This is a genomic window from Serratia marcescens (assembly GCF_006715005.1).
GTDB lineage: Bacteria > Pseudomonadota > Gammaproteobacteria > Enterobacterales > Enterobacteriaceae > Serratia > Serratia montpellierensis.
The window spans coordinates 2,540,445-2,563,995 of sequence record NZ_VFMJ01000001.1; the positions used below are offsets into that span (position 1 = coordinate 2,540,445).

The window sequence follows — 23,551 nt, forward strand, 5'->3', positions numbered from 1 at the left end:
ATTTTTATTCCCTGGTACCCGGGGCGGGACTTGAACCCGCACAGCCATAAGCCGAGGGATTTTAAATCCCTTGTGTCTACCGATTTCACCACCCGGGCTCGGGAAAGTTGGAGGCGCGTTCCGGAGTCGAACCGGACTGGACGGATTTGCAATCCGCTACATAACCGCTTTGTTAACGCGCCTTTATTCTGTTTGCCTTTTCAGGCCAAAGCCGGTGATTCACCCACTTCGTTTTGTTCTTTTGGTTGGCGATGTTGAAATCGCTTATCCTAATCATCTGATTCTTAAGTAATTTATTTCGTTACTGCCGAATCGATGGACTGCATTATGGACTAAACCCCCCACCTTGGCAACCCCCCGAAATAGCAAAAAGTTCTCTAACGCTTTCAACTGCTTATTTTGTGGGCGCACTGTTCACAATGCCAACGCAAAGGCAAGCGGAATGTTGATTTTATATGCATCGGTTCAGTAATTCACGGGCAAATCGGTTCTTTTTTCTCGGCAGGAATCGCTTACCCGCGCCCTCTCCGGCTTTTCATTTGCTTATGGCGATGGGGTACCGCGTAAAACATCCTCATGGGGGGCATCGCGCAATCTCCGGCGCCACCATAAAAACCCAGCGAGCATACCCGGCAAAACCGCAATCGTACCAAAAATACGCTGATCGGCATTCAGCAAACCAGGAGCAATGGCGGATAGTATCGCGCATAACAGCAGAAACCACCGCAATCGACGAATGCCGGGATGGGCGATACCCGCGATGGCCCCCACCAAACAGGCCGGCAAAAAACCAATCGCGTAAGAAAAAGTCCCGATAAACCCCACCATGCCCAGCATATCGCCGGCTTCGAGACGGCCAATTTCCACCAGCTCACCGCTGCCGAACGTCATCAGCAGAAACATGATTACGCCCCCCACCGGCGGTGCGACCAGGCCGAAGAACAGCATACATCCAGCCGCCGTCCTTATCAGATGCTTTATAGCACCAGACTCCATACATTCTCCTATGCCCGGCGCCAAGATACCAACCTACCGCTTCGCTTTGCCGATAACCCAGCGATTTGGCGCGGCGACATCGCGGCATGGCTGTGCCTGAGTACTCGAATGGTGTCATAAGCCGCGTTATTTTCTTCCGGCATGGCGAACCGCGCGACGTATCCAAATACTCTGCCGGACATTCTTTCACCGTTCAACGGGTGCATCCAGCAGTATAAGAACGACAGGAAAGATAACGTGAGGAGGGCCAATAATTGATAGGGGAAGATGAAGAAAGGTTTCGCCGGATGGCTCAGGAGCAGAAAACGAAAAAGGGGCAGCAGCCCCTTTTCGCTTACCTACCGAATCACAGGGATTCGACAGGCTAATGTTTGGAGCGGGAAACGAGGCTCGAACTCGCGACCTCAACCTTGGCAAGGTTGCGCTCTACCAACTGAGCTATTCCCGCATTACCAGAACTGACTGATTTCTTTGCTATCTTTCGGCAATTCATCGTTGTCGTCTGATGCGATGCATTCTACTTACCTGACGTGATGAGTCAATAAAATTGTTGGCTCACCACGATCGTTTGCCGATTTTTGCAGCGTATCGATCACGGTTCCAGCAGATCGTTGCGTGCCGCGTTCAAATATTGGAACATCGACCAGAAAGTCAGCACCGCCGCGATATACAACAAGCCAATCGCCACATACTCTACGGAGCGATCCGGCCGCCACAGCAAGCCCACCAGCGACATCATCTGTGCCATGGTTTTCACTTTGCCGATCCAGGACACCGCCACGCTGCTGCGTTTGCCAATTTCCGCCATCCACTCACGCAGCGACGAAATGATGATTTCACGGGCGATCATGGTGGCCGCCGGCAGCGTGATCCACCAGCTGTGGTAGTGCTCCGCCACCAACACCAGCGCCACCGCCACCATCACTTTGTCCGCGACCGGATCCAAAAACGCCCCGAAGCGCGTCGTTTGTTTCCAGCGGCGTGCCAGGAAGCCGTCAAACCAGTCGGTGACGGCGGCAAACACAAAGATAACGGCGCAAACCATCGGAGCCCAGTTGAACGGCAGATAAAACGCCAGCACAAAGAATGGGATCAGAACTACGCGAAACAGGGTAAGCCAAGTCGGTATATTCAATTGCATAATGCTACGGTAACTATCTGGCTAGAGTGGAAATTAAGAGTATGTTGCTACATTGCCCTCAGTGTTTCAATGCATTGTAGATCTTTTCTGCCAATGCTTGTGAAATACCCGGCACTTTTGCAATTTCCTCCACGCTGGCGTTCAACAAAGGTTGCAGTCCGCCCATATACTTCAACAGCACCTGACGCCGCTTTGGCCCTACGCCCTCAATCAGCTCCAGCGCGCTGGTATTTCTGACTTTCGCCCTTCTCTGCCGGTGGCCGGTAATCGCGTGATTGTGCGAGTCATCGCGAATATGCTGGATCACATGCAGCGCCGGCGAATCCGGCGGCAGCGAAATGCCCTCACCTTCCGGCACGAAGAACAACGTTTCTAACCCGGCCTTGCGGTCGGCGCCTTTGGCGATGCCGATAAGCAGCGGTTTACTCTTATCCCAAGTGACATTCAGCGATTTGAACACCTCGATCGCCATGCCGAGCTGCCCTTTGCCGCCATCGATAAAGATGACGTCCGGGATTTTTTTCTCTTCCAGCGCCTTGCCGTAGCGGCGCTTCAGCACCTGCGTCATCGCCGCGTAATCATCGCCGGGGGTGATGCCGCTGATATTATAGCGCCGATACTCCGAGCGCACCGGGCCATTACCGTCGAACACCACGCACGAAGCCACGGTCTGCTCGCCCATGGTGTGGCTGATATCGAAGCACTCCATGCGGTTGATTTCCGTCAGGTTCAACACCTTGGTCAATTCCGCCAGCCGTTGATGGATAGTCGACTGTTGCGACAGCTTGGTGGTCAGCGCCGTTGCAGCGTTGGTGCGCGCCAGCTTCAGATAACGGGCGCGATCGCCGCGCGGTTTGCTTTGGATCTGAATCTTGCGCCCCGCCAGCTCGGAGAGTGACTCGGCAAGCAGCTCTTTTTCCGGCAGGTTGAAATCCAGCAGGATCTCACCGGGCAGGGTGCGTGCCTGGCTGCCCTGCAGATAAAACTGGCCGACGAAGGTCTGCACCACTTCGCTCATATCCGTGCCGCCCGGCACTTTCGGGAAATAGCTGCGGCTGCCCAGCACCTTGCCCTGACGGATGAACAGCACGTGCAGACACGCCATACCGGCGTCGAAGGCCACGCCGATCACGTCCAGATCGTCACTGTCGCCCGAGACAAACTGGCGTTCGGTGACGCGGCGCACGGCCTGAATTTGATCGCGAATGCGCGCCGCTTCCTCGAAATTCAGCAGTTTGCTGGCTTCTTCCATACGAGCAATCAGCTGGTGCAACACCTGCTGATCTTTACCGGACAGGAACAGCCGCACATAGTCCACCTGCTGCTGGTATTCCTCTTCGCTCACCAGGCCGGCGACGCAAGGCCCCAGACAACGGCCGATCTGATATTGCAGACACGGACGTGAGCGGTTGCGATACACGCTGTTTTCACACTGGCGGATCGGGAACAGCTTTTGCAGCAGCGCCAGCGTTTCACGCACGGCGTAAGAGTTGGGAAAAGGGCCGAAATATTCACCCTTGGCGTGTTTGGCGCCGCGGTGCACCGCCAAACGGGGGTGAGTATCGGCACTAAGGAAAATCAGCGGATAAGATTTATCGTCTCGCAAAAGAACATTGTATCGCGGCTGATACAATTTAATGTAGTTATGTTCTAACAACAGCGCTTCTGTTTCAGTATGAGTAACAGTTACGTCTATTTGTGCGATATTTTTAACCAGCGTCTCGGTTTTACGGCTGCTGACCTGCTGCCGAAAATAGCTTGCGAGACGCTTTTTCAGGTCTTTGGCTTTACCGACGTAGATCACCGTGCCCGTGGCGTCGTACATACGGTAGACGCCGGGCTGGCTGGTGACGGTACTCAGGAAGGCTTTGGCATCAAAACGGTCATTCACTGCTTAACAACGTCTCCGCATTGAACAATCCATGTCGGATGGCCAGGTGGGTCAGTTCGACGTCGCCGCTGATATTCAGTTTGCTGAACATGCGGTAACGATAACTGTTCACCGTTTTCGGGCTGAGACTCAACTGCTCCGAGATCTCATTCACCTTTTTGCCTTTGGTGATCATCAGCATGATCTGCAACTCGCGTTCAGACAGGCAGCTGAACGGCGTTTCGGCCTGGGGCTCCAGCTGACTCAGGGCCATCTGCTGAGCGATATCAGACGCGATATAGCGCTGGCCCGCATGCACGGAACGCAAGGCGTTAATCACTTCCTGCGGCGCGGCGCCCTTGCTCAGATAACCGGCGGCCCCCGCCTGCATCACCTTCGCGGGCAACGGGTTTTCGGTATGGATAGTCAACATGATGACTTTGACGTCGGGTGCATAACGCACAATCTTGCGCGTGGCTTCCAGCCCGCCAATTCCCGGCATATTCATGTCCATCAGCACGATATCGACAGCGTTGCCACGGCACCATTTTACGGCGTCTTCACCGCATTGGGCCTCACCGACAACTTTTATACCTTTGATATCTTCAAGAATGCGTCGTATCCCTGCGCGCACCAGTTCGTGGTCATCAACAAGAAGAACGCTAATCAAGGAAAAATCTCCAAAAAAAGGGAGTAACGCAATCAGCCTCTGTTTTCGCCAGAGATATTACTTGTTTTTCAGACAAGAATGAACACAGATTAATACATACTTTCGAATAACTTTGCGGAGCAGAGCTAACTTTTCAATTTTAGCCGTCTATGCCGCCAATAAATCGTCACGTCGGAAAAGATCGTGCGACGAAAATAATTTCGTTGCGTCGCGTCAGACACAGGATAGCGCGATAATCATGCAGCGAGGGGGAAATCTGTGTAAGCAATCACGACATGAATAATATTAACACGGTTGCTGGCCGTTTGTAATCATTTGATATTTAAAGACGTAGCAAAAGCCGGCGCCATCGCCGGCCGAACACCCGGCGTGTAAAACTATTATTCTCGGTAGACATCGGCAAAATCAGTGTCAGCCGCCTCAAATAATTATAATAACCCCTAGGGTTCAACAATAACGTACCGGACAAATACTTGTTAACCGCCTCGAAATAACTTACCGATAATGGATGATTCAGACTGACGGTGAACAGGCGCTGCCCACCGGCGTGAGCGGAGCAAGCCCAGTGCAGATGATGGACGCATGCTATGCTATACTCCGCGCCCAGTTAAATTCGCCGCCGCGCGTGGGGTGATGTTTTAACCCGCGCGCGGTGCGCCAAAGCAGCTTGAATCAGGCTACGGCCTCAAAAAATCAGGAGAGAAAATGAGCAACGTTGATTTCACTACGTCTGCAAACCCGGAGATCTTGGCGACCGAGGTTGCCTGCCTCAAAGCCACGCTGACGCTGATCCTGAAGTCGATCGGCCAGGCCGACGCCGGGAAAGTTATCATCAACATGGAACGTTTTATCGCCCAGATTGAAGATCCCACCCAGGCGGAAATCTTCAAGAACAGCATTCAACAAATCAAGCACGCTTACCGTCAGTAAGCATTGCGTCTCAGACCCGCGCTTCATGCGGGTCTGCTTTTCCCCGCGCTATGTCACACCCCATTGATCTTGCTCGTGCTTTCGGGCAGTGTGTTGGCTTTCCCCCACACCCGAGACCATTATGGGTATCCTTGTCAAAGCGCTGATCGGCGCACTGGTCGTGGTTCTGATCGGCCTGCTGGCCAAAACGCGCAACTATTATATCGCCGGTTTAGTTCCCCTTTTCCCCACTTTCGCCCTGATTGCGCATTACATTGTCGGCAACGAGCGTTCCATTGCAGCGCTGAAAACGACGCTGGTTTTCGGCATGTGGGCAGTGCTGCCCTATCTGGTGTATTTGATTTCTCTGTATTTCCTGATTAACAGCCTGCGGCTGTCGTTGGCTCTGGGGGCGGCGGTACTATTCTGGATTGCGGCGGCGTGGCTATTAATTACGCTATGGGGATGGTGGCAAGGACGTTAACGCCCCTGCCTGGGCGGATTACGGTCGCCCCGCCTGCAAAACGAAACCACGCTGCCGGTCACCGGCGATACGCAGATAGCGGCTTTCACCGGCGCGCAGCGTCATCGGTATACTGCCTCCGGTGTCACGCCAAATACACAGGTGATTCTCGATCATATCTTGCCCGATACTGACCGTGATATTGCCTGTCGGCACGCGAAACTCTGCTTTTTCTTTCGCCTCCAGCGAAGCGGCAAACGCCCCATTCACATAGACGCCGGTGCGGCAGCTGCCTGCCAGCATTCCGCTGTCGCGTACCACCACCACCGTGGCGTAAGGCGTATCCGGGATATTCTGGTAGAGCATCAGACGGCTTGGGGGCGGTAACTGAGCCTGTTGCGGCGGTATGGCTTGAGTCGCACATCCCGTCAACAGTGCAGAGGCAAATAACAACGCGGCGTAATGCTTCATCCTTGGCTCCTGAAGAAAATAATGTTTATCGTAACAAGAGAATGGCTGCCTCCAGTAGCATTCATGTCGCAGAGACGGAAAAATCGGACAACTTCCCACGCCCCCACCAACCCGCAGGAATAAGAAGATTCTGCATTAAAGCGCTTAAAATAAAGGAGAATCTCGCAAATTTAAAACTTGATCATGCCACGTTGGATATCTGCCGCAAACGCACCGCTGACGTAACTAAAACCATCCGGCGTGACGTAAACCCGTGTATGACCGGTCTCTGATAGCACCGCCACCATATAACCCAGGCTGATCATTTCATGTGAAGGCACGTTCATCGGGGTTAGAAATCCGCGCCCACGGCACCACTGATAAAAGCGAGTTCGCCCATATCCCAACACGGCGCCAACATCAGAGAGGTGCTTAAAAGTATCATAATCCTCTGATGGTGAAGGTAAACCGTCATGACTTTCAGGCGTTTTCTTTATCCCAGACAAAATAAACTCCTTTTTTGACTTTGTCGCGAACGGTTATCCTTCATCTGAACTGAATTTAAAAAATCCAAATTTAAAATGCAAATGAATTCCCTGTAACTGAAAAGTCTTTCATGGATGAAATCTGAAAATAAAACCACAATAAAAAAACAGAAATAAAAAAATAAGGTATTAATACCGGACATTAAATCTTAGGCATGGGTAAATATCCTAAATAGAAATGGCATTAAAATAGGATAAGAAAAAACTTAGCTTGCATATTATTTTTCCTCACACAACGGTGCGAGAATAAACGGATCATTGCACTAAAAAGAGAATGGATGAAACAAGAGGTGCGTCATCTCCCCCCTCGTTGCGAGATGGCAGATCACGACAAGCCCTATCATTTCGGCAGCATCCTCTCTCGACGCGGCGCTACCTCAATCACACCTAAACAATAACCATTATCATTTCCAATTGTTCCGTCAGTTTATTACACTTTCCTACCTCGCCAGTTAGGAACATTCCTAGGCGGCGAGCCTCAGGATAGAGAAAGAGTTAGGGACACCATGAAGAATTGCCGTTATTTGATTGTTTTGCCGCTTTTGATGATGACCGCCTGCACCCAATGGGAAAGACCCGGCGCGGTCGAGAGTACCCGGGATGCCGAATATGCCGAATGCCGTAGCCGCGGCTACGAACGTTTTCCGCCGGACGTGGTGCGGGACGTGGAGTTCAGCTACGAAAACAAATACATCCCTTGCGAGAAAAATAAGAAAGATTGCCCATCGGGATACCGCTATGACAAAGAGCCGTCGATTAAGACGGTGCAGACCGATCGCAATCAGTCCGCCCGAAACGCCACCATCGAAGCCTGTATGTACGGCAAAGGTTGGCGAGAGAAAACCTACTATTGGCCGCAATGGTGATGCAGCGACGTGGGTTTGAGCTGAAACGTCACCGCAGCGACGCGCCATCAATTGTCGTCGTCGCTGCAATGCCCTCCCAGAGCAACCAGCGTTTCCGCTCTGACCGGCGTTAAAGGCACACGCGGTAGCGGTAAAGGCCAGCCCAAAAGCTGCCTTGCCGCCGTCGCACAGACTTTGCCCTGGCAAGCCCCCATGCCACAACGGCTGCTCAGCTTGGCCGTGTTCCAATCTGGCTGATGGCTCACCTGTTCCAGCGTGACGTCTTCGCAGCGACACAGTATCGTTTGCGGTTTGGCCAGCAAATTCAAGCGTTCATCAAGTGCAAAGGTGCTTGCCACCGCCGTGGCGAAACGTCGCCACTGCCGCCGCTGCACCGCCAGGCGCTCTGCCTTTTCCCGCTGCCCAGTGGCGGCATAACCGGCGATAGCGCCTTCAGTGAGCGCCAATTCACTGCCGCCGATGCCGGTACACTCCCCGGCAGCAAAAATTTGCGCCTGGCTGGTTTGCTGCCAATGATCCACCGCTACGGCGTCGTGTTCTATCTGACACCCCAGCAGCATCGCCAACTCAATATTCGCCACCAGACCAAAACCGCAGGCCAACCTGTCGCAGGCGATCGTTCTCTCCCGCCCGCCGTTATTGACGTGCACCGAAGTTAAACGTTCTTGCCCCAACGCCGCCAGTACTCGGCTGCCGGCATGGTAAGGACGCGGCATCAGGGAAAACGCCTGGCGCAGCTTGGCCGGCCAACGCCACAGGCCGCCGGCGAACGCCGCCAACCGCCAAAGCGGCGCCTGTTCCGCCACCAGCACCACCTCGCCGCCGGCCTGTTTCACGCTGTTCGCCACCGCCAGCAACAACGGACCACTGCCGGCGATCGCCACGCGCTCGCCACGGATCGCCAGCCCCTGCTTGATTTGCGCCTGTAGACCACCGGCGCCGGTCACCCCCGGCAGCGTCCAGCCGGGAAACGGCAACAACAGTTCACGCGCGCCATTGCATAAAATCAGCTTTTGATAGCGAATCACGCCGCAACCTTCGGCATCTTCATAGGCCAATCGGTCAACGCCACACTGTGCCACCAGCTTGCAGCCGGACTGTAGCGCAATATTTTCCCTCGTCGCTATCGCCTGCCGATAGCGGTTCGCCGTTTCAGGCAAAGCCACCTGCGGCCCACCGCGCCAAATTTGCCCGCCGGGATGCGGATTATCATCAATCATTCGCACCTGACCACCACTTTCCGCTGCGGCCAGCGCCGCCGCCATGCCGGCCGGCCCAGCACCGACGATCAGCACCTCACAGTCGAAGTTACTCATCATCGCTCCTCTCAATACGCATACCGGCCTGGCACAGCGTCTGGCACGCCAGACGACGCAGACCGTTAATGGTCACCCGGCACTCCTGACAAATACCCATGCCGCAAAAGGGGGCGCGCGCTTGGTGAGAAATCGACAACCGACAACGATCGTCGCCACACAGGCTGAGTGCCGCAGCAACGCTAATGCCAACCGGCACCCGGCAGGGATCGCCATCGATGTTCAACGTGAGCATGTTTTGTCTTTCATTCATACAGGCAGCTCCTCGGCGGCAAACGCCCGCGCCGCCAAATACGGGGTATCGTCAATCTCCGGCGTTTGCCGGCCGATCTGAGCAGCAATCAGCGCGGCGCTGCCGAGGGCAGTCGTGACGCCCAATCCCTCGTGCCCCAACGCCAGCCACAGCCAGGAATGCTGCGGATGCGCGCCTAACAGCGGCAGCCCGTCGGCAGAGGCGGCGCGCAGCCCGGTCCAGCAGCGAATGATGTTCATCTGCGCCAGCGCGGGCAAGAAATGCTGCGCACGTGTGAGCATCGCCGCCAGCAGCGGCATATCCAATGACGAATCGGCGGAATCGAACTGGCGGGAAGAACCGATCAGCCATTGCCCGGTGGGCCGCGCCTGTACATTAAACGCCACCGAGGTGCCGTCGCTGGCATGCGCGCTGGCGCCGTACCCCAGTTCCACCAGCTGATGCCGCACCCGCGGCGGATAACGATCGGTGATCGCCAGGTGGCCCTTCTTGGCACGCAGCAGCGGCTGCGGCAACAAACCATTGGCCCGCAGGCCGCAGGCCAGAACCACTATCGGCGCAGCCAGGCGCCTGCCGTCCGCCAGCCGCACGGCCCCCTCTTCCAGCGCGGCCGCTTCGCCATGCACCACGTCGATCGCCGCACCCGCATCGGCCAGCAGCCAACGCGCCACTTGCGGTGCATACAGAATGCCGTCGCCCGGCACCCGCAGCCCACCGGCCAGGCCGTGCCGCAGCATCGGCTCCATGGCGGCGATCTGCTCTGCCGTCAGCAGTTCTGCGGCCACGCCCTGCTCCGCCAGCCGCGCCCGCTTTTGCTCGGCGCTGGCCATTTCATCCGCTTTATCCGCCAGCCATAGCGTTCCGCAGCCGCGCCAGGCACAGTCTTGCGGCATGCGCCCCGTCACTTCACGCCATAACCGCAGCGAATAAGCGCTCAACGCCAGTTCGGCCGGATTGTCGTCCATGCACACCAAATGCCCCATGCCGGCGGCGGTAGCGCCGGCGCGGCGATCGTCCACCACCGAGACGCGATACCCTTCCCACGCCAGCCGCCAGGCACAGGCGGCGCCGATGATACCGGCCCCCACCACAATGACATCGGCTTTCCGCCCGACGCCCATCAGCGTATTCCCCAGACAAAGGGATCGCGTTCGTCGAGCAACAGCTGGCTATCGGCGCACACATAGGCCTGCCCGCGAATAAAAGGGGTAATGCGATGGCCATTCCGGCGATAGTAGGCCTGAAATTCGCTGCCGATCACGCTGGCCTGGCGCCACAGCGTGTCCGGTGACAGCTTACCGTCCGCCGCCAGACACGCCAGTTTGGCGCTGGTGCCGGTGCCGCACGGGGAACGATCGTAGGCTTTGCCGGGGCACAGCACGAAGCTGCGGCTGTCGGCTTGCGGATCGTCACCGAACAGTTCTATATGGTCTATCACCCCGCCGTCTTCACCGCAGATACCCGCTTGCTCCAACGTCTGCCGCACCGCCCAGGTGAACGCGGTCAACGCCTCCAGATTTTGTTTATCGATGGGCAACGGCGACTCGCCGATCAGGAAGAACCAGTTGCCGCCCCAGGCGATGTCACCCGTCACCGGCCCGTAACCCGCCACCTCAAGCCGCACCTGGCGGCGGTAACGATAAGCCGCCACGTTCTCCACCGTGACGCTGCCGTCCTCGTGCAGCGTGGCGTTTACCGGGCCAACCGGGGTCTCTATCAGGTGACGCCCGGCGTGGATGCGCCCCAGGTGCGCCAGCGAAGCGATCAGCCCGATAGTGCCGTGCCCACACATGCCCAGGTAGCCGCTGTTGTTAAAGAAGATCACCCCGGCGGTGGCCTGTGGCGAACAGGGGCGGCACAGCAACGCCCCCACCAACACGTCGTTACCGCGCGGCTCGAGCATCACCGCACAGCGCCAATCGTCATAATATTGCGCGAAACGCGCCCGTCGTTCCGCCATGCTGCCCTCGCCAAGATCGGGAAAGCCTTCCACGATCAGGCGGGTCGGCTCTCCGCCGGTATGAGAATCGATCGCCCGCAAAGCGGTGATATGCGCAGAAAGTACCATCGGCGTCTCCTGAGTTAATGAGATGTTACCAATGGCATTAGCCTGAACGAATGTGGCCATTACGGCTTGATGCGTTTCGGCGCGGCGAATGAAGAAATCAGCACAGTGATAAAAGTCAGGCCTGACGCGTCACGGGCACGCCTTTAACGAAAACCATAACAATAACCTATTTATCATGACGTTACTTTCATGCTAAACCTCCACGTGGCGAGAAGTGCCGCAGTTTTCAAGTAACCGCCACGCACCGCACGGCAAAAGTATGCGGCAATCCGCATATTTGGCAGGCGGCCGGAAATAGCGCTTGATTTGTTAAAGAAAAGTTAATATTGATGCGAAGACATCAACCCGATCCGCCTATTTTTCCGGCTAACGACCGAAAAGGGACTGCTATGCGATCCACTTCAGACTATCAGCCTCCGGTTTCTCTCTCGCCGCCTTCGCTTGTGGGGCTGCCGGAGCAGGAGGACGTTTTTGCCGTTGAACATCTGTCGCGCCTGTGCGACGGCCTGGCGCAGCAGCGCCCGAACAACCTGCGCGATCTGCTGAATACGCTGGCGCTGATCGCGCCGCTGCTGAACGCGATCCCCAACGTGGTGTTCTTTATCAAAGACGCCCAGGCTCGCTACCTGCTGGCCAACCTGACGCTGGCCAGGCGCTGCGGTTTCAAAACCGTCACGCCGCTGCTGGGCAAGACCTCCGCCGACGTTTTTCCCGCTCAGCTCGGGTCCGGCTACACCGAGCAGGATCTGCGGGTATTGCGCCACGGCGTGCTGATCCAGGATCAGCTGGAAATGCACCTGTACAACGGCCGCGAAACCGGCTGGTGCCTGACGCAAAAGCTGGCGCTGTACGACGCGCAGGGAAAAATCATCGGCATGGCGGGTATTTCTCACGATCTGCAGGAAGCTAAGGCCAATCACCCGGCCTACCAACGGCTGGCGGCGATCGACGTGCACATCCGCCGCCACTACGCACGGCCGATCGCGCTTGAGGAGCTGACGGGGCTGACCGGCTTGTCGGTGGCGCAGATCGAACGCTACTGCAAACGTATCTTCCACCTCACCCCGCGCCAGATGATCCACAAAGTACGGTTGGAAAAGGCCACGGAACTGCTGGCCGGCGATCTGCCGATCACCGACATCGCGCTGCTGTGCGGCTACACCGATCACAGCGCCTTCAGCCGTCAATTCAAAGCGATGACCGGGTCTACACCGCGCGATTTCCGCCTGACGATTTCCGCTTAATGATCTGATTTATCTGGTTAATACTCCTCTGTTCGCGGTGCGCCGGCGCCCGGTTTTTTCACGCCCGCTTTTCGGCGCCATTGTGCCAATTTCGTCGCGGCAATCGGCGAAAAGCGTCAAGCCTCCCCGCGCAATACCGGTCAATCTGTCGGTGAGCCTTACCAAAGATTCACTTTTCATTAACACTTTCGGACGACAGGACAAACACGATGAGCCATAAAGCCATAAGCTGGAGCGGCGTATTCCCGGCGGTGACGACCCAGTTCCGCAACGATTTCTCTCTGGACCTCGACGCCACTCATACGGTGATTAAAAACCTGGTGCGCGACGGCGTCTCCGGCCTGGTGGTGTGCGGCACCGTCGGTGAAAACACTTCGATGACGGTGCAAGAAAAGCTGGCGGTGATCGAAGTGGCGAGAGACGCCGCCGACGGTAAAGTACCGGTGATCGCCGGCATCGCCGAGTTCACCACCGCCTTCGCACAGAACATGGCGCGTGAAGCGCAAAAGGCCGGCGTCGACGGGATTATGGTGATGCCGGCGCTGGTCTACTCCGCCAAGCCGCACGAAACCGCCACGCACTTCCGCAGCGTCGCCGGCGCGACCGATCTGCCGATCATGGTCTACAACAATCCTCCCATTTACAAAAATGACGTCACGCCCGACATCCTGACCTCGCTGGTCGACTGCGAGAACATCGTGTGCTTCAAAGACTCGTCGGGCGACACCCGTCGCTTTATCGATCTGCGCAACGAAGTCGGCGATCGCTTCGTGCTGTTCGCCGGGTTGGACGATGTGGTGCTGGAAAGCATTGCCGTTGGTGCGCAAGGCTGGATCTCCGGCATGTCCAATGCCTTCCCGCGCGAAGGGGAAACCCTGTTCCGGCTGGCGCAGGAAAAACGCTATGAGGAAGCGTTGGCGCTGTACAGCTGGTTTATGCCGCTGCTGCACCTCGATGCCCGCCCCGATCTGGTGCAATGCATCAAGCTTTGCGAACAGCGGGTCGGCCGCGGCAGCGCCGTCACTCGTCCGCCGCGCCTGGCGCTGCAGGGCGAGACGCTTACCGAGATCAACGCCGTGATTGATAAAGCGCTGGCCACTCGCCCTGCGCTGCCGAACGTCGGCCTGTAACGTCTTCGCCGCCCGGCCATGCCGGGCGTCATGCTTTCTCTACCGGGGGAACCGATGCCCAACGATCGCTCTGCCGCCATCAGCGGCCAACAATTTATCGGCGGCCAACGCCGCGCCGAAGGGGAAGCGGTGCTGCTCAGCCTGCGCGCCGACGACGGTCAGCCGACCGGCTACCGCTTCCACCAGGCCACGGCCGCTGAAACCGCCGCCGCCGCAGAAGCTGCCGCCGCGGCCTTTGCGCCTTATTCGCAGCTCAGCGCGGAACAACGCGCGAACTTTCTCGACGCTATTGCCGAGGAGCTAGACGCGTTGGATGAGGCTTTCTTCGCTTTCGCCATGCAGGAAACAGCCTTGCCGCCGGCGCGGTTGAGCGGCGAACGCACCAGAACCAGCGGCCAGATGCGGCTGTTCGCTACGCTGCTGCGGCGCGGCGACGTCGAGGGCGTGCGCATCGACTGCGCGCTGCCGCAGCGTTCCCCCCTGCCGCGCCCCGACCTACGTCAATACCGCACGGCGCTTGGCCCGGTGGCGGTATTCGGCGCCAGCAACTTCCCGCTGGCGTTTTCCACCGCGGGCGGCGATACCGCGGCCGCGCTCGCCGCCGGCTGCCCGGTCGTGTTCAAGGCGCACAGCGGCCATATGATCACGGCCGAACTGACCGCTCAGGCGATCGAGCGCGCCCGGAAACGCACGGAGATGCCCGTCGGCGTCTTCAACATGATCTTCGGCAACCGCGTGGGAGCCGACCTGGTGCAACATCCGGCGATTCAGGCCGTAGGATTCACCGGCTCGCTGCAAGGCGGCCGGGCACTGTTCAATATAGCCATGCAACGCCCTCAACCTATCCCGGTCTTCGCCGAAATGTCGAGCATCAACCCGGTCGTGATCCTGCCACAGGCGCTGGCGCGGCGCGGGCAGCACATCGCGCAGGAACTGGTCTCTTCCTTCACGCTCGGTTGCGGTCAGTTCTGCACCAAACCCGGCGTGATCGTCGCGCTGCGTGGCGCCGCCTTCGATCGGCTGGCCGAAACGATGAGCGCCTTGGTCAACGCCGCCGAGCCGCAGCCGATGCTGAATGCCGGCACGCTGGAGCACTACCGTCACGGGCTGGCGGCCCTCGATGCGCACCCAGGTATGCGCCGTCTGGCGGGCCGCAGCGAAACGCCCCCTCATCGGGCGACGGCACAGCTGTATCACGCGGAGGAGGCTCTGCTGCTGCAGGCCGATCCCCTGCTGCAACAGGAGGTCTTCGGCCCGGCCAGCATCCTGGTCGCTGTAGATAGCGAAGCACAGCTGCATGCGGCGCTGGCGGCATTGCAAGGTCAGTTGACCGCCACGCTGCTGGCGGATGACGGCGATCTCGATATGGCCGCCGGGCTGACGACACTGTTGGCACGCAAAGCCGGTCGGGTGCTGTTCAACGGGTATCCGACCGGGGTGGAAGTGTGCGACGCCATGGTGCACGGCGGTCCCTACCCGGCGACCAGCGACGCACGCGGCACCTCGGTAGGCACGTTGGCCATCGAACGTTTCCTGCGGCCGGTCTGTTTGCAAAACACGCCAGCGGCGCTGCTGCCGCCACCGCTGCAGGATGCCAACCCGCTCAACCTGCTACGGCTGGTGAACGGCGTTTTCACCCGAGATCCCCTGGTTTCACCTGCCCAAAATTAGCCCGGCCGCATCTGCCTGCCACTCAATAACAAAAGGGTAATACCATGACAACCCAAGGCAAATTCAAGAAGCAGCTTACGCTCACCGATCTGACGTTCATCGGTCTGGGCGCCATCTTCGGCTCCGGTTGGCTGTTCGCCGCCAGCCATGTCTCCTCCATCGCCGGCCCGGCCGGCATCTATTCCTGGCTGATCGGCGGCCTGGCGGTGCTGCTGCTCGGCATCGTCTACTGCGAGCTGGGCGCCGCCCTGCCGCGCGCCGGGGGCATCATTCGCTATCCGGTGTTCTCGCACGGTGAACTGATGGGTTATCTGCTGGGGTTTATCACGCTGATCGCCTTCTCGAGCCTGATCGCCATCGAGGTCGTCGCCGCCCGGCAATACGCCGCCGCCTGGTTCCCGTTCCTCAGCCAGCCGGGTTCCGGCGACCCTACGTCGATCGGCTGGCTGGTGCAGCTGGCGCTGCTGTGCTTTTTCTTCGCGCTCAACTACTACAGCGTCAAAACCTTCGCCAAATCCAATAACCTGATCAGCGTGCTGAAGTTTCTGGTGCCGCTGCTGGTGATCGTGGTGTTGTTCAGCTTTTTCAAACCGGAAAACCTGCACAGCCAAGGCTTTGCCCCCTTCGGCTCCGCCGGGGTTGAGGCCGCCATTTCCGCCGGCGGCATCATCTTCGCCTACCTCGGCCTGACGCCGATCATTTCGGTCGCCAGTGAGGTGCAAAGGCCGCAGCGCACCATTCCCATCGCGCTGATCCTGTCGGTGGTGCTGTCCACCATCATTTATGTCCTGCTGCAGATAGCGTTTCTCGGCAGCATCCCCAGTGAGATGCTGAGCGGCGGCTGGGCCGGCATCAGCCAACAGTTCTCCTTGCCGTTCCGCGATATCGCCATCACGCTGGGCATGGGATGGCTGGCATTTCTGGTGGTCAGCGACGCGATCGTTTCACCGAGCGGCACCGGCAACATCTATATGAACGCCACGCCTCGCGTGATCTACGGTTGGGCTCGCGCCGGCACCTTCTTCAAACTGTTCACCCGGGTAGATGGCGAGTCCGGCATTCCCCGCCCGGCGCTGTGGCTGACCTTCGCCCTTTCGGTATTCTGGACGCTGCCGTTCCCGTCGTGGGAAAAGCTGATCGGCGTGGTGTCCGCCGCGCTGGTGCTGAGCTACGCCATTGCCCCGGTCACCGCCGCCGGGCTGCGGCGCAATGCGCCCGATATGCCGCGTCCGTTCCGGGTGCGCGCTTTCTGCGTGCTCGGCCCGCTGTCGTTTATCATTTCGGCGCTGATCGTCTTCTGGTCCGGCTGGGATACCGTCTCCTGGCTGCTCGGTTTGCAGATCCTGATGTTCTTCATCTACATCCTGTTCAAAAATCAGGTGCCGACCCACGCCGTTAGCCTCCGGCAACAAATTTGGTCCTCGCTGTGGCTGATCGTCTTCTATGCGCTGGTGATCGCACTCTCCTACCTCAGCAGCTTCGGCGGCATCGGTGCCATTGCCCACCCGTGGGACACCCTTACCATGGCGGTGATTGCGCTGGCGGTTTACTACTGGGGCGCCTATACCTGTTTACCTCAGGCCAATTTTATCGGTGATGAAGAAGAATGAATCCAGGGAGGACATCGAAATGACATCCATACACGTTCTGTCGCTGGAACAGGCTTATCAACTGGCATTGCGCGCATTGCGCAGCAACGGTTTCAATCAGGCGCATGCTGAGGCGGTGGCGCAAAATGTCACCCAGGGCGAACGCGACGGCTGCGCTTCGCACGGGCTGTACCGGTTGTTGGGCTGCGTGCGATCGCTGCGGGCAGGCAAAGTCTCTGCCGATGCAAAGCCCAAGCTGTTCGACCAAGCGCCGGCCATCTTACGCGCCGATGCCGGCGGTGCGTTTTCCCTGCTGGCCTACCGCACCGCTCTGCCGGCCTTTATCGATAAGGTGCGCGCCAATGGCATCGCCGCGCTGACGATCAACCGCTGCGTGCACTTCTCCGCGCTGTGGGCCGACATCGAACCGCTGACCGAGCAGGGATTGGTGGCCTTAGCCTGCACGCCCAGCCACGCCTGGGTGACGCCGGCCGGCGGTTCGCGACCGCTGTTCGGCACCAACCCCATCGCCTTCGGCTGGCCACGCCCCGATCGGCCGCCGTTTTTGTTCGACATGGCCACCAGCGCGGCGGCGCGAGGCGAAATTGAACTGCATCGCCGCGCTGGTACTCCGCTGCCCGAAGGCTGGGGTATTGATAAGGCAGGCAATCCGTCCACCGATGCCGCCAGCGTGTTGGAAGGCGCGATGCTGACCTTCGGCGGCCATAAGGGCTCGGCGCTGGCGGCGATGGTGGAATTATTGGCTGGCCCGCTGATCGGCGATATGACCAGCAAAGAGTCGCTGGCCTATGACGACGGTACCGGTTCGTCGCCCTACGGCGGTGAATTGATCATCGCGTTGGATCCCGAACGTTTTCTCGGTGCAGATAAGGCGAAATATTTCGCCAACGCAGAGGCGATGTTTGCCAGTATGCAGGCGCAAGGCGCACGCATCCCCGGCGAGCGGCGTTATCGGCAGCGGCGCCAGAGCGAACAAGACGGTGTGAAAATCCCCAGGACGTTGTACGACGAAATAGTGGCGCTGTGCGATTAGCGCCGGATTGCCCCCCCGCGCCGGCAACCCGGCGCGGGGGAGTCTTATCTTGCCTGAACCAGGTCGCTGTGCAGGCGCTTGCGCCATACCGGTTTGGTATCCCAGCGGGCAAAGTGTTTCGCCTCTTTACCCGGCTGCACCTGATGCCACATGTCTTCTTGCCACCGGATCGGTTCCTTTCCTCGCAACGTTGGGCGGGTCTGTTTAATCGTCCGTTGCAAGACGCCCGCTTCTTCCGCAGTAATGTGCGGCGCCTGTCTGGCGGCGTCCAGCGCCCGGTTTCCCAACGGCGCCATCACCAGATACAACACATTGACCTGCTGCTGCGTCGCTTGCTGATTGGTACTCATCCCCTTACCCGACCAACCGTCGAAGTTTTCACCGGGATCGTCGCCCTGAGCGCGATACTCATTACCTGGTCCCTCGACGATATTCCATCCTTGCCAGGTCACCAGAGTGTGTAATCCATCGCGATCCTGCAGGTTTTTATTTTTGATCTGTTTGAGCACCTCGGCGCGGTTTGGCACACCGATCAGGTTCATAAACTCGTCCAGCGCGTTCCAATGCTGCCCCGCTACCAGACCATTCCAGACATTACGCAAACAGTTCCAGGGAATGGTGTGATGCCAGGTCAGCGTGATAAGCGGTTTGGTTGACGCATGTTGCCAACGGCTCGGTTCACTGCCCCGATCGCCTCTGATGATCCCATCGACTTCTAATGGCATAGCTGCCCCTCTTCTGGCTGAGATGATGAATATGCGCAAGGCCGGTGGCCCGATCGGCATAAAAACGTCAGCTAAAATCGTAGCAGCTCAGGCTGAGATGGCAATAAAACGCCAGGCACGCTCTGCAGCCGACCGACAACCGCAGAACGCACCCGAAAACGAGGGTTTAAGACGGATTATCTGACTACCATCACCGAAATATTGGCATGGCGAACGATAGCGGCAGCGTTAGACCCCAGTAGATAGGTCTTCACGCTCGGGCGGCGCGAACCGATAATGATCAGATCGGCGTCGATCTCTTCCGCCAGTTCCAGCACCTGATCGCGTGCAGAACCGAAGCTGACGGTGTAATTGAGGCGATCCAACGGCAGATCGATTTCCGACATGATTTTCTTCAGTTTATCCACCGCCTTCACTTCCGCCTGATTCTCAAATTCCTTGAGACCGAACGAATAGGCAGTAACAAAAGCCGAAGCATCCGGCAGCGCATGGAAGAAATGCACTTTAGCGCCGGACATCTTCGCTAAGTATTCCACATGCTTCAGCGCATGCTCGGTCAACAGATCCTCTTCAATATCGATCGGCACCAAAATAGTCTTGTACATATCACGTCCTTTCTATGTAAACCAGGTGCCCACAGAGTACTGCCGCGCACGGGCGCGGTGAATCGCTTTATCACGCTTTTGTGATCGGGGGTAAATACTGGTAAGGACAATTCTTAATTTAACAAAATATAAACATCGCGCCGCTAACGGATAGGCGATTAATTATTTAATACTCGAGATTAAATCAGCTGCAAATAAACCGCTTTGGCGGTAGCGGCGGTCTTATTAGCGACAGAAAGTTTTTTAATCGAGTTGCCGATATGGAAATTGACCGTGCGCTCGCTCACTCCCATCAACAGCGCGATCTCTTCCGCCGTTTTCCCTTCGCTGCACCAGCGTAAGATGTCTTTTTCGCGCAGCGTCAGCACATCTTTTATCGCGTCGTCATTCACCGATATCAAGGCTTCACGCAGCGTTTTATGGGCGGTTTGCGCCAGCCAAAGGAAAAAGGTTTCATTTGCCGCGCGCGCTTGCAGCGTTTGCTCGGGCAGCGCTTTCCCGGCAAACGTCAGGATCCCGAGGCGGCCATAGCAATCCTTGACCGACTGCGACCAACCGGCGCACAGGCCGAATTGCGCCATACGCCGCCAAAGCGTCGGCCGCTCGTGATAAAAGCTTTCGTCCCACTGAAACTGCAGCGTGGAATGGTGAGCGCGCTCAATAACCGGATCCTGCAAATACACCCGCTGCCGCCGATAATCCTCGAGATAGTTCACGGAACAATTCCCTTCGATCAGCATTTTAGGGCGGCTGGCCGGATAACAGGAAAACACGATGTAGGAGAAATAATCAAACCCCAGCGCCTCAGCGCAGGGCCCCAGCTGCGTCAGAAAGCATTCGCGATCGGCCAGGCTGCCAATCACCTCCGCCATGAGCCGTTGAGTGCGGGTATCCATAACGCAGGTTCTCCAGATAGCGATGCCAATTTATCGATAGGTCAGACTCACTATAGAATATCGTCGCCCGGGGCCAGTAACCGTTTCATATAATAAAAAATACCAACGCTATAACGAAAATAGCTATTCCCCTTAAAATAAGCCTTTTTATTGCGCCGAACAGTAAAACTACGCGAATAGCATAATCTCCTCGGCACGTAAACCTGTCATTTCTACCGTTAGACAGCCAGGACACCGCCAATTACTTTCCTCACAGGCACTCAGTGCCGCCGTAAATCCAAAGAGATAATAAGCATTTGCGAATTTCGCATGGCATACAGTGACGGGGATTTTCTATGGCAGAAAGTAATGCGGCAATTCAGTCGGCTGCGATTATCGGCGCGGGAACGATGGGCAGAGGCATCGCTTATCTTTTCGCGCAAAAAGGCATTCGCACGGTGCTTTATAATCGCAACGGCAATACCCTCAATCAGGCTCGCGACTATATCGCGCAAGACCTGAACAAAAAAGTCGAACAGGGCAAGATCGCGCCGCAGAATAAAGGCGCGGTGCTGGCCAATCTGGCGTTCACCTCGGTGTTTGAGGCCATTGCCGACAGCGAGCTGGTGATAGAAACCATCGCCGAGCAAGAGCAAACCAAACTTGAAGTGCTGGCGGCCATCGCCGCGGTGGTCAAGCCCGACACGTTGATCGCCACCAATACCTCCTCACTGTCGCTTAACAAGCTGGCAACGGCGGTGACGCACAGCGAGCGGTTTATCGGTTTGCACTTTTTCAACCCCGCACCGCTGATGAAACTGATTGAGATCATCCCGGCCTACTTTACCGCACACGCCACCACCGAACGTTGCCGTCAACTGGTGGCCACGTTGGGGAAACGCGATGTCGTCTGCCAGGCCACACCGGGGTTTATCGTCAACCGCATGGCCCGCCCCTACTACCTGGAAGGATTCCGCCTGTTGGAAGAACACGTGGCGCGCGCGCCGCAAATCGACCGCGCCCTCAAGGCCGGCGGGCACTTTCGCATGGGGCCGCTCGAGCTGACCGATTTTATCGGCCAGGACATCAACTATCAGGTCAGCCGGCAAATCTGGCAGGACATGCAATACGACCCGCGTTATACCCCCGGGCATCTGCAGCGTTCGCTGGTCGATGCCGGTCTGTTGGGGAAAAAGAACGGCCGCTCCTACTTTGCTGCCGAAGAAACCGCCCCGCCGGTGGCGACTGCCATCGATGCAGACGTCGAGACGCTGCGCGTCTGCGGTGAACACCCTTTTTTTACCCTGTTGCAACAGCGGGCCACGCTTCAGTGGCCACGGCTACGCGTGGAACAACGGCCGGCCTTACCGGGCCTGGGGCCGGCCGTCCAGATCAATGACGCATTCACCGTCAGCATCACCGATGGCCGCACGGCGAGCCAGTTAGCCGAGCAGACGACGGCTGACGCTTTTGTGGTCGATATCGCCCTGAACTACGCCGACACGGCGTATCTGGTGGCGGCGCACAGCCGCCACGCCTCGGCGACCAATAAGGCGCTGTTTTTACGCCTGCTGCACACGACAATCCCACAGGTTGAATTTATCAAAGACTCCCCGGCGCTGATCGTCGCTCGTGTCCTCAGCAGCCTGATCAACGAGTCGGTGATCATGGTGGAAAGCGGCGTCTGCAGCCGGGAAGACATCGATGTCGCCGCCGTCGCGGGCGTTAACTACGCCGGCGGCATTTTCGACTGGCTCGATAGCCTGGGGGAGAAAAACGTCAGGACGACGCTGAGCAATCTGGCGCAGCTGCTGCACGCGGCGCGCTATGCGCCGCATTATACCCTTCTGCACACCGCGCAACCGGCGCTGACGACCACGCCTTAAGGATCCACGATGAACATTAACGATGACGGCGTTTATCTGATCGACGGCGCGCGCACGGCGATCGGCGCCTATGGCGGCAGCCTGGCGCATACCCGCCCCGACGACATGGCGGCGACGATCATTCGCAGTCTGCTGCAGCGCCATCCGGCGGCGGAAGCGAATCTGGACGAAGTGGTTTTAGGCTGCGCCAACCAGGCCGGCGAGGACAACCGCAACGTCGCCCGCATGGCAACGCTGCTTTCCGGGTTAGATCCGTCGGTGCCGGCCATCACCCTCAACCGCCTTTGCGCCTCCGGGCTGGATGCGGTGATCTACGCTGCGGCGAAAATCCGCAGCGGCCTCAGCGAACTGATTCTGGCCGGCGGCGTGGAAAGCATGAGCCGCGCGCCCTATGTGCTGAGCAAGGGCGAAACGCCGTTCGACAAAGGCGTGAAGCTGTACGACACCACGCTGGGATGGCGCTTTGTCAACCCGCGGCTGGCGGAGCGCTACGGCAGCGATCCGCTCGGTATCACGGCGGAAAACGTGGCCCAACGGCAACATATCTCACGCGAGGAACAGGATCTGTTCGCGCTGGCCTCGCAGCAAAAGGCCCGACGGGCGATCGACAGCGGCCGGTTGGCGCGGGAAATCACGCCCGTGGACGTGCCGGCGGATCGTAAAACCACCCGCACATTCGCCCAGGATGAATTTCCCCGGCTCAGCACGCTGCAACAGCTACAGGCGCTGAAACCGGCGTTCTCCGCCGGCGGCTCGGTCACGGCGGGCAACGCTTCCGGCATCAACGACGGCGCCGCCGCGCTGCTATTGGCTTCCGGTCGCTACGTAAAACGCCAAGGGTGGCAACCGCTGGCGGAGATCGGCGACAGCGCGGCCGCCGGGGTTGAACCGGCGCTGATGGGGCTGGGGCCGATCGCCTCCACCGAGCGCCTGTTGCAGCGTGGCGGGTTCACCTTGAACGACTTCGACATCATCGAGATTAACGAAGCGTTCGCCTCACAGGTTCTGGCGGCGCTGAAACACTGGCGCATCGACGCCAACGACGCGCGAGTCAACCCGAACGGCGGCGCCATCGCGCTCGGTCATCCACTGGGGATGTCCGGTGCGCGCCTGGTGCTGTCGGCGGCGCTGGAACTACGCGATCGGCAGGCCGGCAACGCATTGGTGACAATGTGCGTCGGCGTCGGTCAGGGCCTGTCATTAAACATTAAAGCCGTTTAACACA

Annotated in this window: 23 protein-coding genes and 3 tRNA genes; 10 read left to right on the plus strand and 16 right to left on the minus strand. The window is 58.1% G+C overall.

What is annotated here, in order from left to right; all coding sequences use genetic code 11:
• Positions 1-12 precede the first annotated feature (12 nt).
• The 7 genes from FHU12_RS12285 to uvrY all read right to left on the minus strand — a co-directional run bounded on the left by FHU12_RS12285 (position 13) and on the right by uvrY (position 4,677).
• Positions 13-98: transfer RNA gene (locus FHU12_RS12285), tRNA-Leu, on the minus strand.
• 10 nt (positions 99-108) lie between these two features.
• Positions 109-182: transfer RNA gene (locus FHU12_RS12290), tRNA-Cys, on the minus strand.
• Between the two features lie 361 nt (positions 183-543).
• Positions 544-996 (minus strand): hypothetical protein, encoded by a 453-nt coding sequence (locus tag FHU12_RS12295; protein ID WP_141969611.1) that lies wholly within the window; start codon positions 994-996, stop codon positions 544-546.
• Positions 997-1,368: 372 nt separating this feature from the next.
• Positions 1,369-1,444, minus strand: a tRNA-Gly gene (locus tag FHU12_RS12300).
• A gap of 144 nt (positions 1,445-1,588) precedes the next feature.
• Positions 1,589-2,137 (minus strand): CDP-diacylglycerol--glycerol-3-phosphate 3-phosphatidyltransferase, encoded by a 549-nt coding sequence (gene pgsA, locus FHU12_RS12305; RefSeq protein ID WP_004927937.1) that lies wholly within the window; start codon positions 2,135-2,137, stop codon positions 1,589-1,591.
• A 58-nt stretch (positions 2,138-2,195) separates the two neighbouring features.
• A complete protein-coding gene (gene uvrC / locus FHU12_RS12310; protein WP_141969613.1) occupies positions 2,196-4,028 on the minus strand; it encodes an excinuclease ABC subunit UvrC in 1,833 nt (610 codons plus the stop codon).
• Positions 4,021-4,677 carry a UvrY/SirA/GacA family response regulator transcription factor gene (uvrY, locus tag FHU12_RS12315; RefSeq protein WP_004927947.1) on the minus strand — a complete coding sequence of 219 codons (657 nt, stop codon included), beginning with the start codon at positions 4,675-4,677 and terminating at the stop codon, positions 4,021-4,023. Before uvrY ends, uvrC begins: the two co-directional genes overlap by 8 nt.
• A 705-nt stretch (positions 4,678-5,382) precedes the next feature.
• On the opposite strand from uvrY, the gene FHU12_RS12320 reads away from it, so the two are divergent.
• Together FHU12_RS12320 and FHU12_RS12325 are read left to right on the plus strand one after the other, a co-directional pair.
• Positions 5,383-5,607 (plus strand): DUF2594 family protein, encoded by a 225-nt coding sequence (locus tag FHU12_RS12320; RefSeq protein WP_004927950.1) that lies wholly within the window; start codon positions 5,383-5,385, stop codon positions 5,605-5,607.
• A gap of 121 nt (positions 5,608-5,728) precedes the next feature.
• On the plus strand, positions 5,729-6,070 hold the full coding sequence (locus tag FHU12_RS12325) for a GlpM family protein (RefSeq protein WP_141969615.1): 342 nt from the start codon (positions 5,729-5,731) through the stop codon (positions 6,068-6,070).
• A gap of 18 nt (positions 6,071-6,088) precedes the next feature.
• Here FHU12_RS12325 and FHU12_RS12330 read toward each other — a convergent pair whose 3' ends face one another.
• Positions 6,089-6,520 (minus strand): hypothetical protein, encoded by a 432-nt coding sequence (locus FHU12_RS12330; protein WP_141969617.1) that lies wholly within the window; start codon positions 6,518-6,520, stop codon positions 6,089-6,091.
• A gap of 170 nt (positions 6,521-6,690) precedes the next feature.
• The gene (locus FHU12_RS12335) at positions 6,691-7,005 is read right to left on the minus strand and encodes a hypothetical protein (RefSeq protein WP_141969619.1); all 315 of its coding nucleotides are present in this window, start codon (positions 7,003-7,005) and stop codon (positions 6,691-6,693) included.
• 545 nt (positions 7,006-7,550) lie between these two features.
• Between FHU12_RS12335 and FHU12_RS12340 the strand changes: the two genes are divergently transcribed.
• On the plus strand, positions 7,551-7,910 hold the full coding sequence (locus FHU12_RS12340; RefSeq protein ID WP_141969620.1) for a hypothetical protein: 360 nt from the start codon (positions 7,551-7,553) through the stop codon (positions 7,908-7,910).
• A gap of 47 nt (positions 7,911-7,957) precedes the next feature.
• Here FHU12_RS12340 and FHU12_RS12345 read toward each other — a convergent pair whose 3' ends face one another.
• Genes FHU12_RS12345 through FHU12_RS12360 form a run of 4 tightly spaced genes read right to left on the minus strand, consistent with a single transcriptional unit; the run spans position 7,958 to position 11,547 of the window.
• A complete protein-coding gene (locus FHU12_RS12345; protein WP_141969622.1) occupies positions 7,958-9,226 on the minus strand; it encodes an NAD(P)/FAD-dependent oxidoreductase in 1,269 nt (422 codons plus the stop codon).
• Positions 9,219-9,479: a (2Fe-2S)-binding protein gene (locus FHU12_RS12350; protein WP_141969624.1), complete on the minus strand. Its 261-nt coding sequence runs from the start codon at positions 9,477-9,479 to the stop codon at positions 9,219-9,221. The genes FHU12_RS12345 and FHU12_RS12350 overlap by 8 nt, the downstream gene beginning before the upstream one ends.
• Positions 9,476-10,600, minus strand: a complete 1,125-nt coding sequence (locus FHU12_RS12355) for an NAD(P)/FAD-dependent oxidoreductase (protein ID WP_141969625.1) — start codon at positions 10,598-10,600, stop codon at positions 9,476-9,478. The genes FHU12_RS12350 and FHU12_RS12355 overlap by 4 nt, the downstream gene beginning before the upstream one ends.
• A complete protein-coding gene (locus FHU12_RS12360) occupies positions 10,600-11,547 on the minus strand; it encodes a 4-hydroxyproline epimerase (RefSeq protein WP_141969627.1) in 948 nt (315 codons plus the stop codon). Before FHU12_RS12360 ends, FHU12_RS12355 begins: the two co-directional genes overlap by 1 nt.
• A 389-nt stretch (positions 11,548-11,936) precedes the next feature.
• Here FHU12_RS12360 and FHU12_RS12365 point away from each other — a divergent pair, with 389 nt between their 5' ends.
• From FHU12_RS12365 to FHU12_RS12385, 5 genes are all read left to right on the plus strand, one after another.
• Positions 11,937-12,791, plus strand: a complete 855-nt coding sequence (locus tag FHU12_RS12365; RefSeq protein ID WP_141969630.1) for an AraC family transcriptional regulator — start codon at positions 11,937-11,939, stop codon at positions 12,789-12,791.
• Positions 12,792-13,000: 209 nt separating this feature from the next.
• Positions 13,001-13,921: a dihydrodipicolinate synthase family protein gene (locus FHU12_RS12370; protein WP_141969632.1), complete on the plus strand. Its 921-nt coding sequence runs from the start codon at positions 13,001-13,003 to the stop codon at positions 13,919-13,921.
• Positions 13,922-13,975: 54 nt separating this feature from the next.
• Positions 13,976-15,592 (plus strand): aldehyde dehydrogenase (NADP(+)), encoded by a 1,617-nt coding sequence (locus FHU12_RS12375; RefSeq protein ID WP_141969634.1) that lies wholly within the window; start codon positions 13,976-13,978, stop codon positions 15,590-15,592.
• Positions 15,593-15,636: 44 nt separating this feature from the next.
• Positions 15,637-17,202 carry an APC family permease gene (locus FHU12_RS12380; protein ID WP_141969636.1) on the plus strand — a complete coding sequence of 522 codons (1,566 nt, stop codon included), beginning with the start codon at positions 15,637-15,639 and terminating at the stop codon, positions 17,200-17,202.
• Positions 17,203-17,221: 19 nt separating this feature from the next.
• Positions 17,222-18,235: an Ldh family oxidoreductase gene (locus tag FHU12_RS12385; protein ID WP_141969638.1), complete on the plus strand. Its 1,014-nt coding sequence runs from the start codon at positions 17,222-17,224 to the stop codon at positions 18,233-18,235.
• 44 nt (positions 18,236-18,279) lie between these two features.
• On the opposite strand, the gene FHU12_RS12390 is transcribed toward FHU12_RS12385, so the two are convergent.
• The 3 genes from FHU12_RS12390 to FHU12_RS12400 form a co-directional block, all read right to left on the minus strand.
• On the minus strand, positions 18,280-18,960 hold the full coding sequence (locus tag FHU12_RS12390) for a hypothetical protein (RefSeq protein WP_141969640.1): 681 nt from the start codon (positions 18,958-18,960) through the stop codon (positions 18,280-18,282).
• 176 nt (positions 18,961-19,136) lie between these two features.
• The gene (locus FHU12_RS12395; RefSeq protein ID WP_025302347.1) at positions 19,137-19,565 is read right to left on the minus strand and encodes a universal stress protein; all 429 of its coding nucleotides are present in this window, start codon (positions 19,563-19,565) and stop codon (positions 19,137-19,139) included.
• 179 nt (positions 19,566-19,744) lie between these two features.
• Positions 19,745-20,461, minus strand: coding sequence for a LuxR family transcriptional regulator (locus FHU12_RS12400; RefSeq protein ID WP_141969642.1), 717 nt, complete (start codon positions 20,459-20,461; stop codon positions 19,745-19,747).
• Positions 20,462-20,796: 335 nt separating this feature from the next.
• On the opposite strand from FHU12_RS12400, the gene FHU12_RS12405 reads away from it, so the two are divergent.
• Positions 20,797-22,326 carry a 3-hydroxyacyl-CoA dehydrogenase NAD-binding domain-containing protein gene (locus tag FHU12_RS12405; RefSeq protein ID WP_141969644.1) on the plus strand — a complete coding sequence of 510 codons (1,530 nt, stop codon included), beginning with the start codon at positions 20,797-20,799 and terminating at the stop codon, positions 22,324-22,326.
• 9 nt (positions 22,327-22,335) lie between these two features.
• Positions 22,336-23,547: an acetyl-CoA C-acyltransferase gene (locus FHU12_RS12410; protein WP_141969646.1), complete on the plus strand. Its 1,212-nt coding sequence runs from the start codon at positions 22,336-22,338 to the stop codon at positions 23,545-23,547.
• The last annotated feature ends 4 nt before the right edge of the window (positions 23,548-23,551 follow it).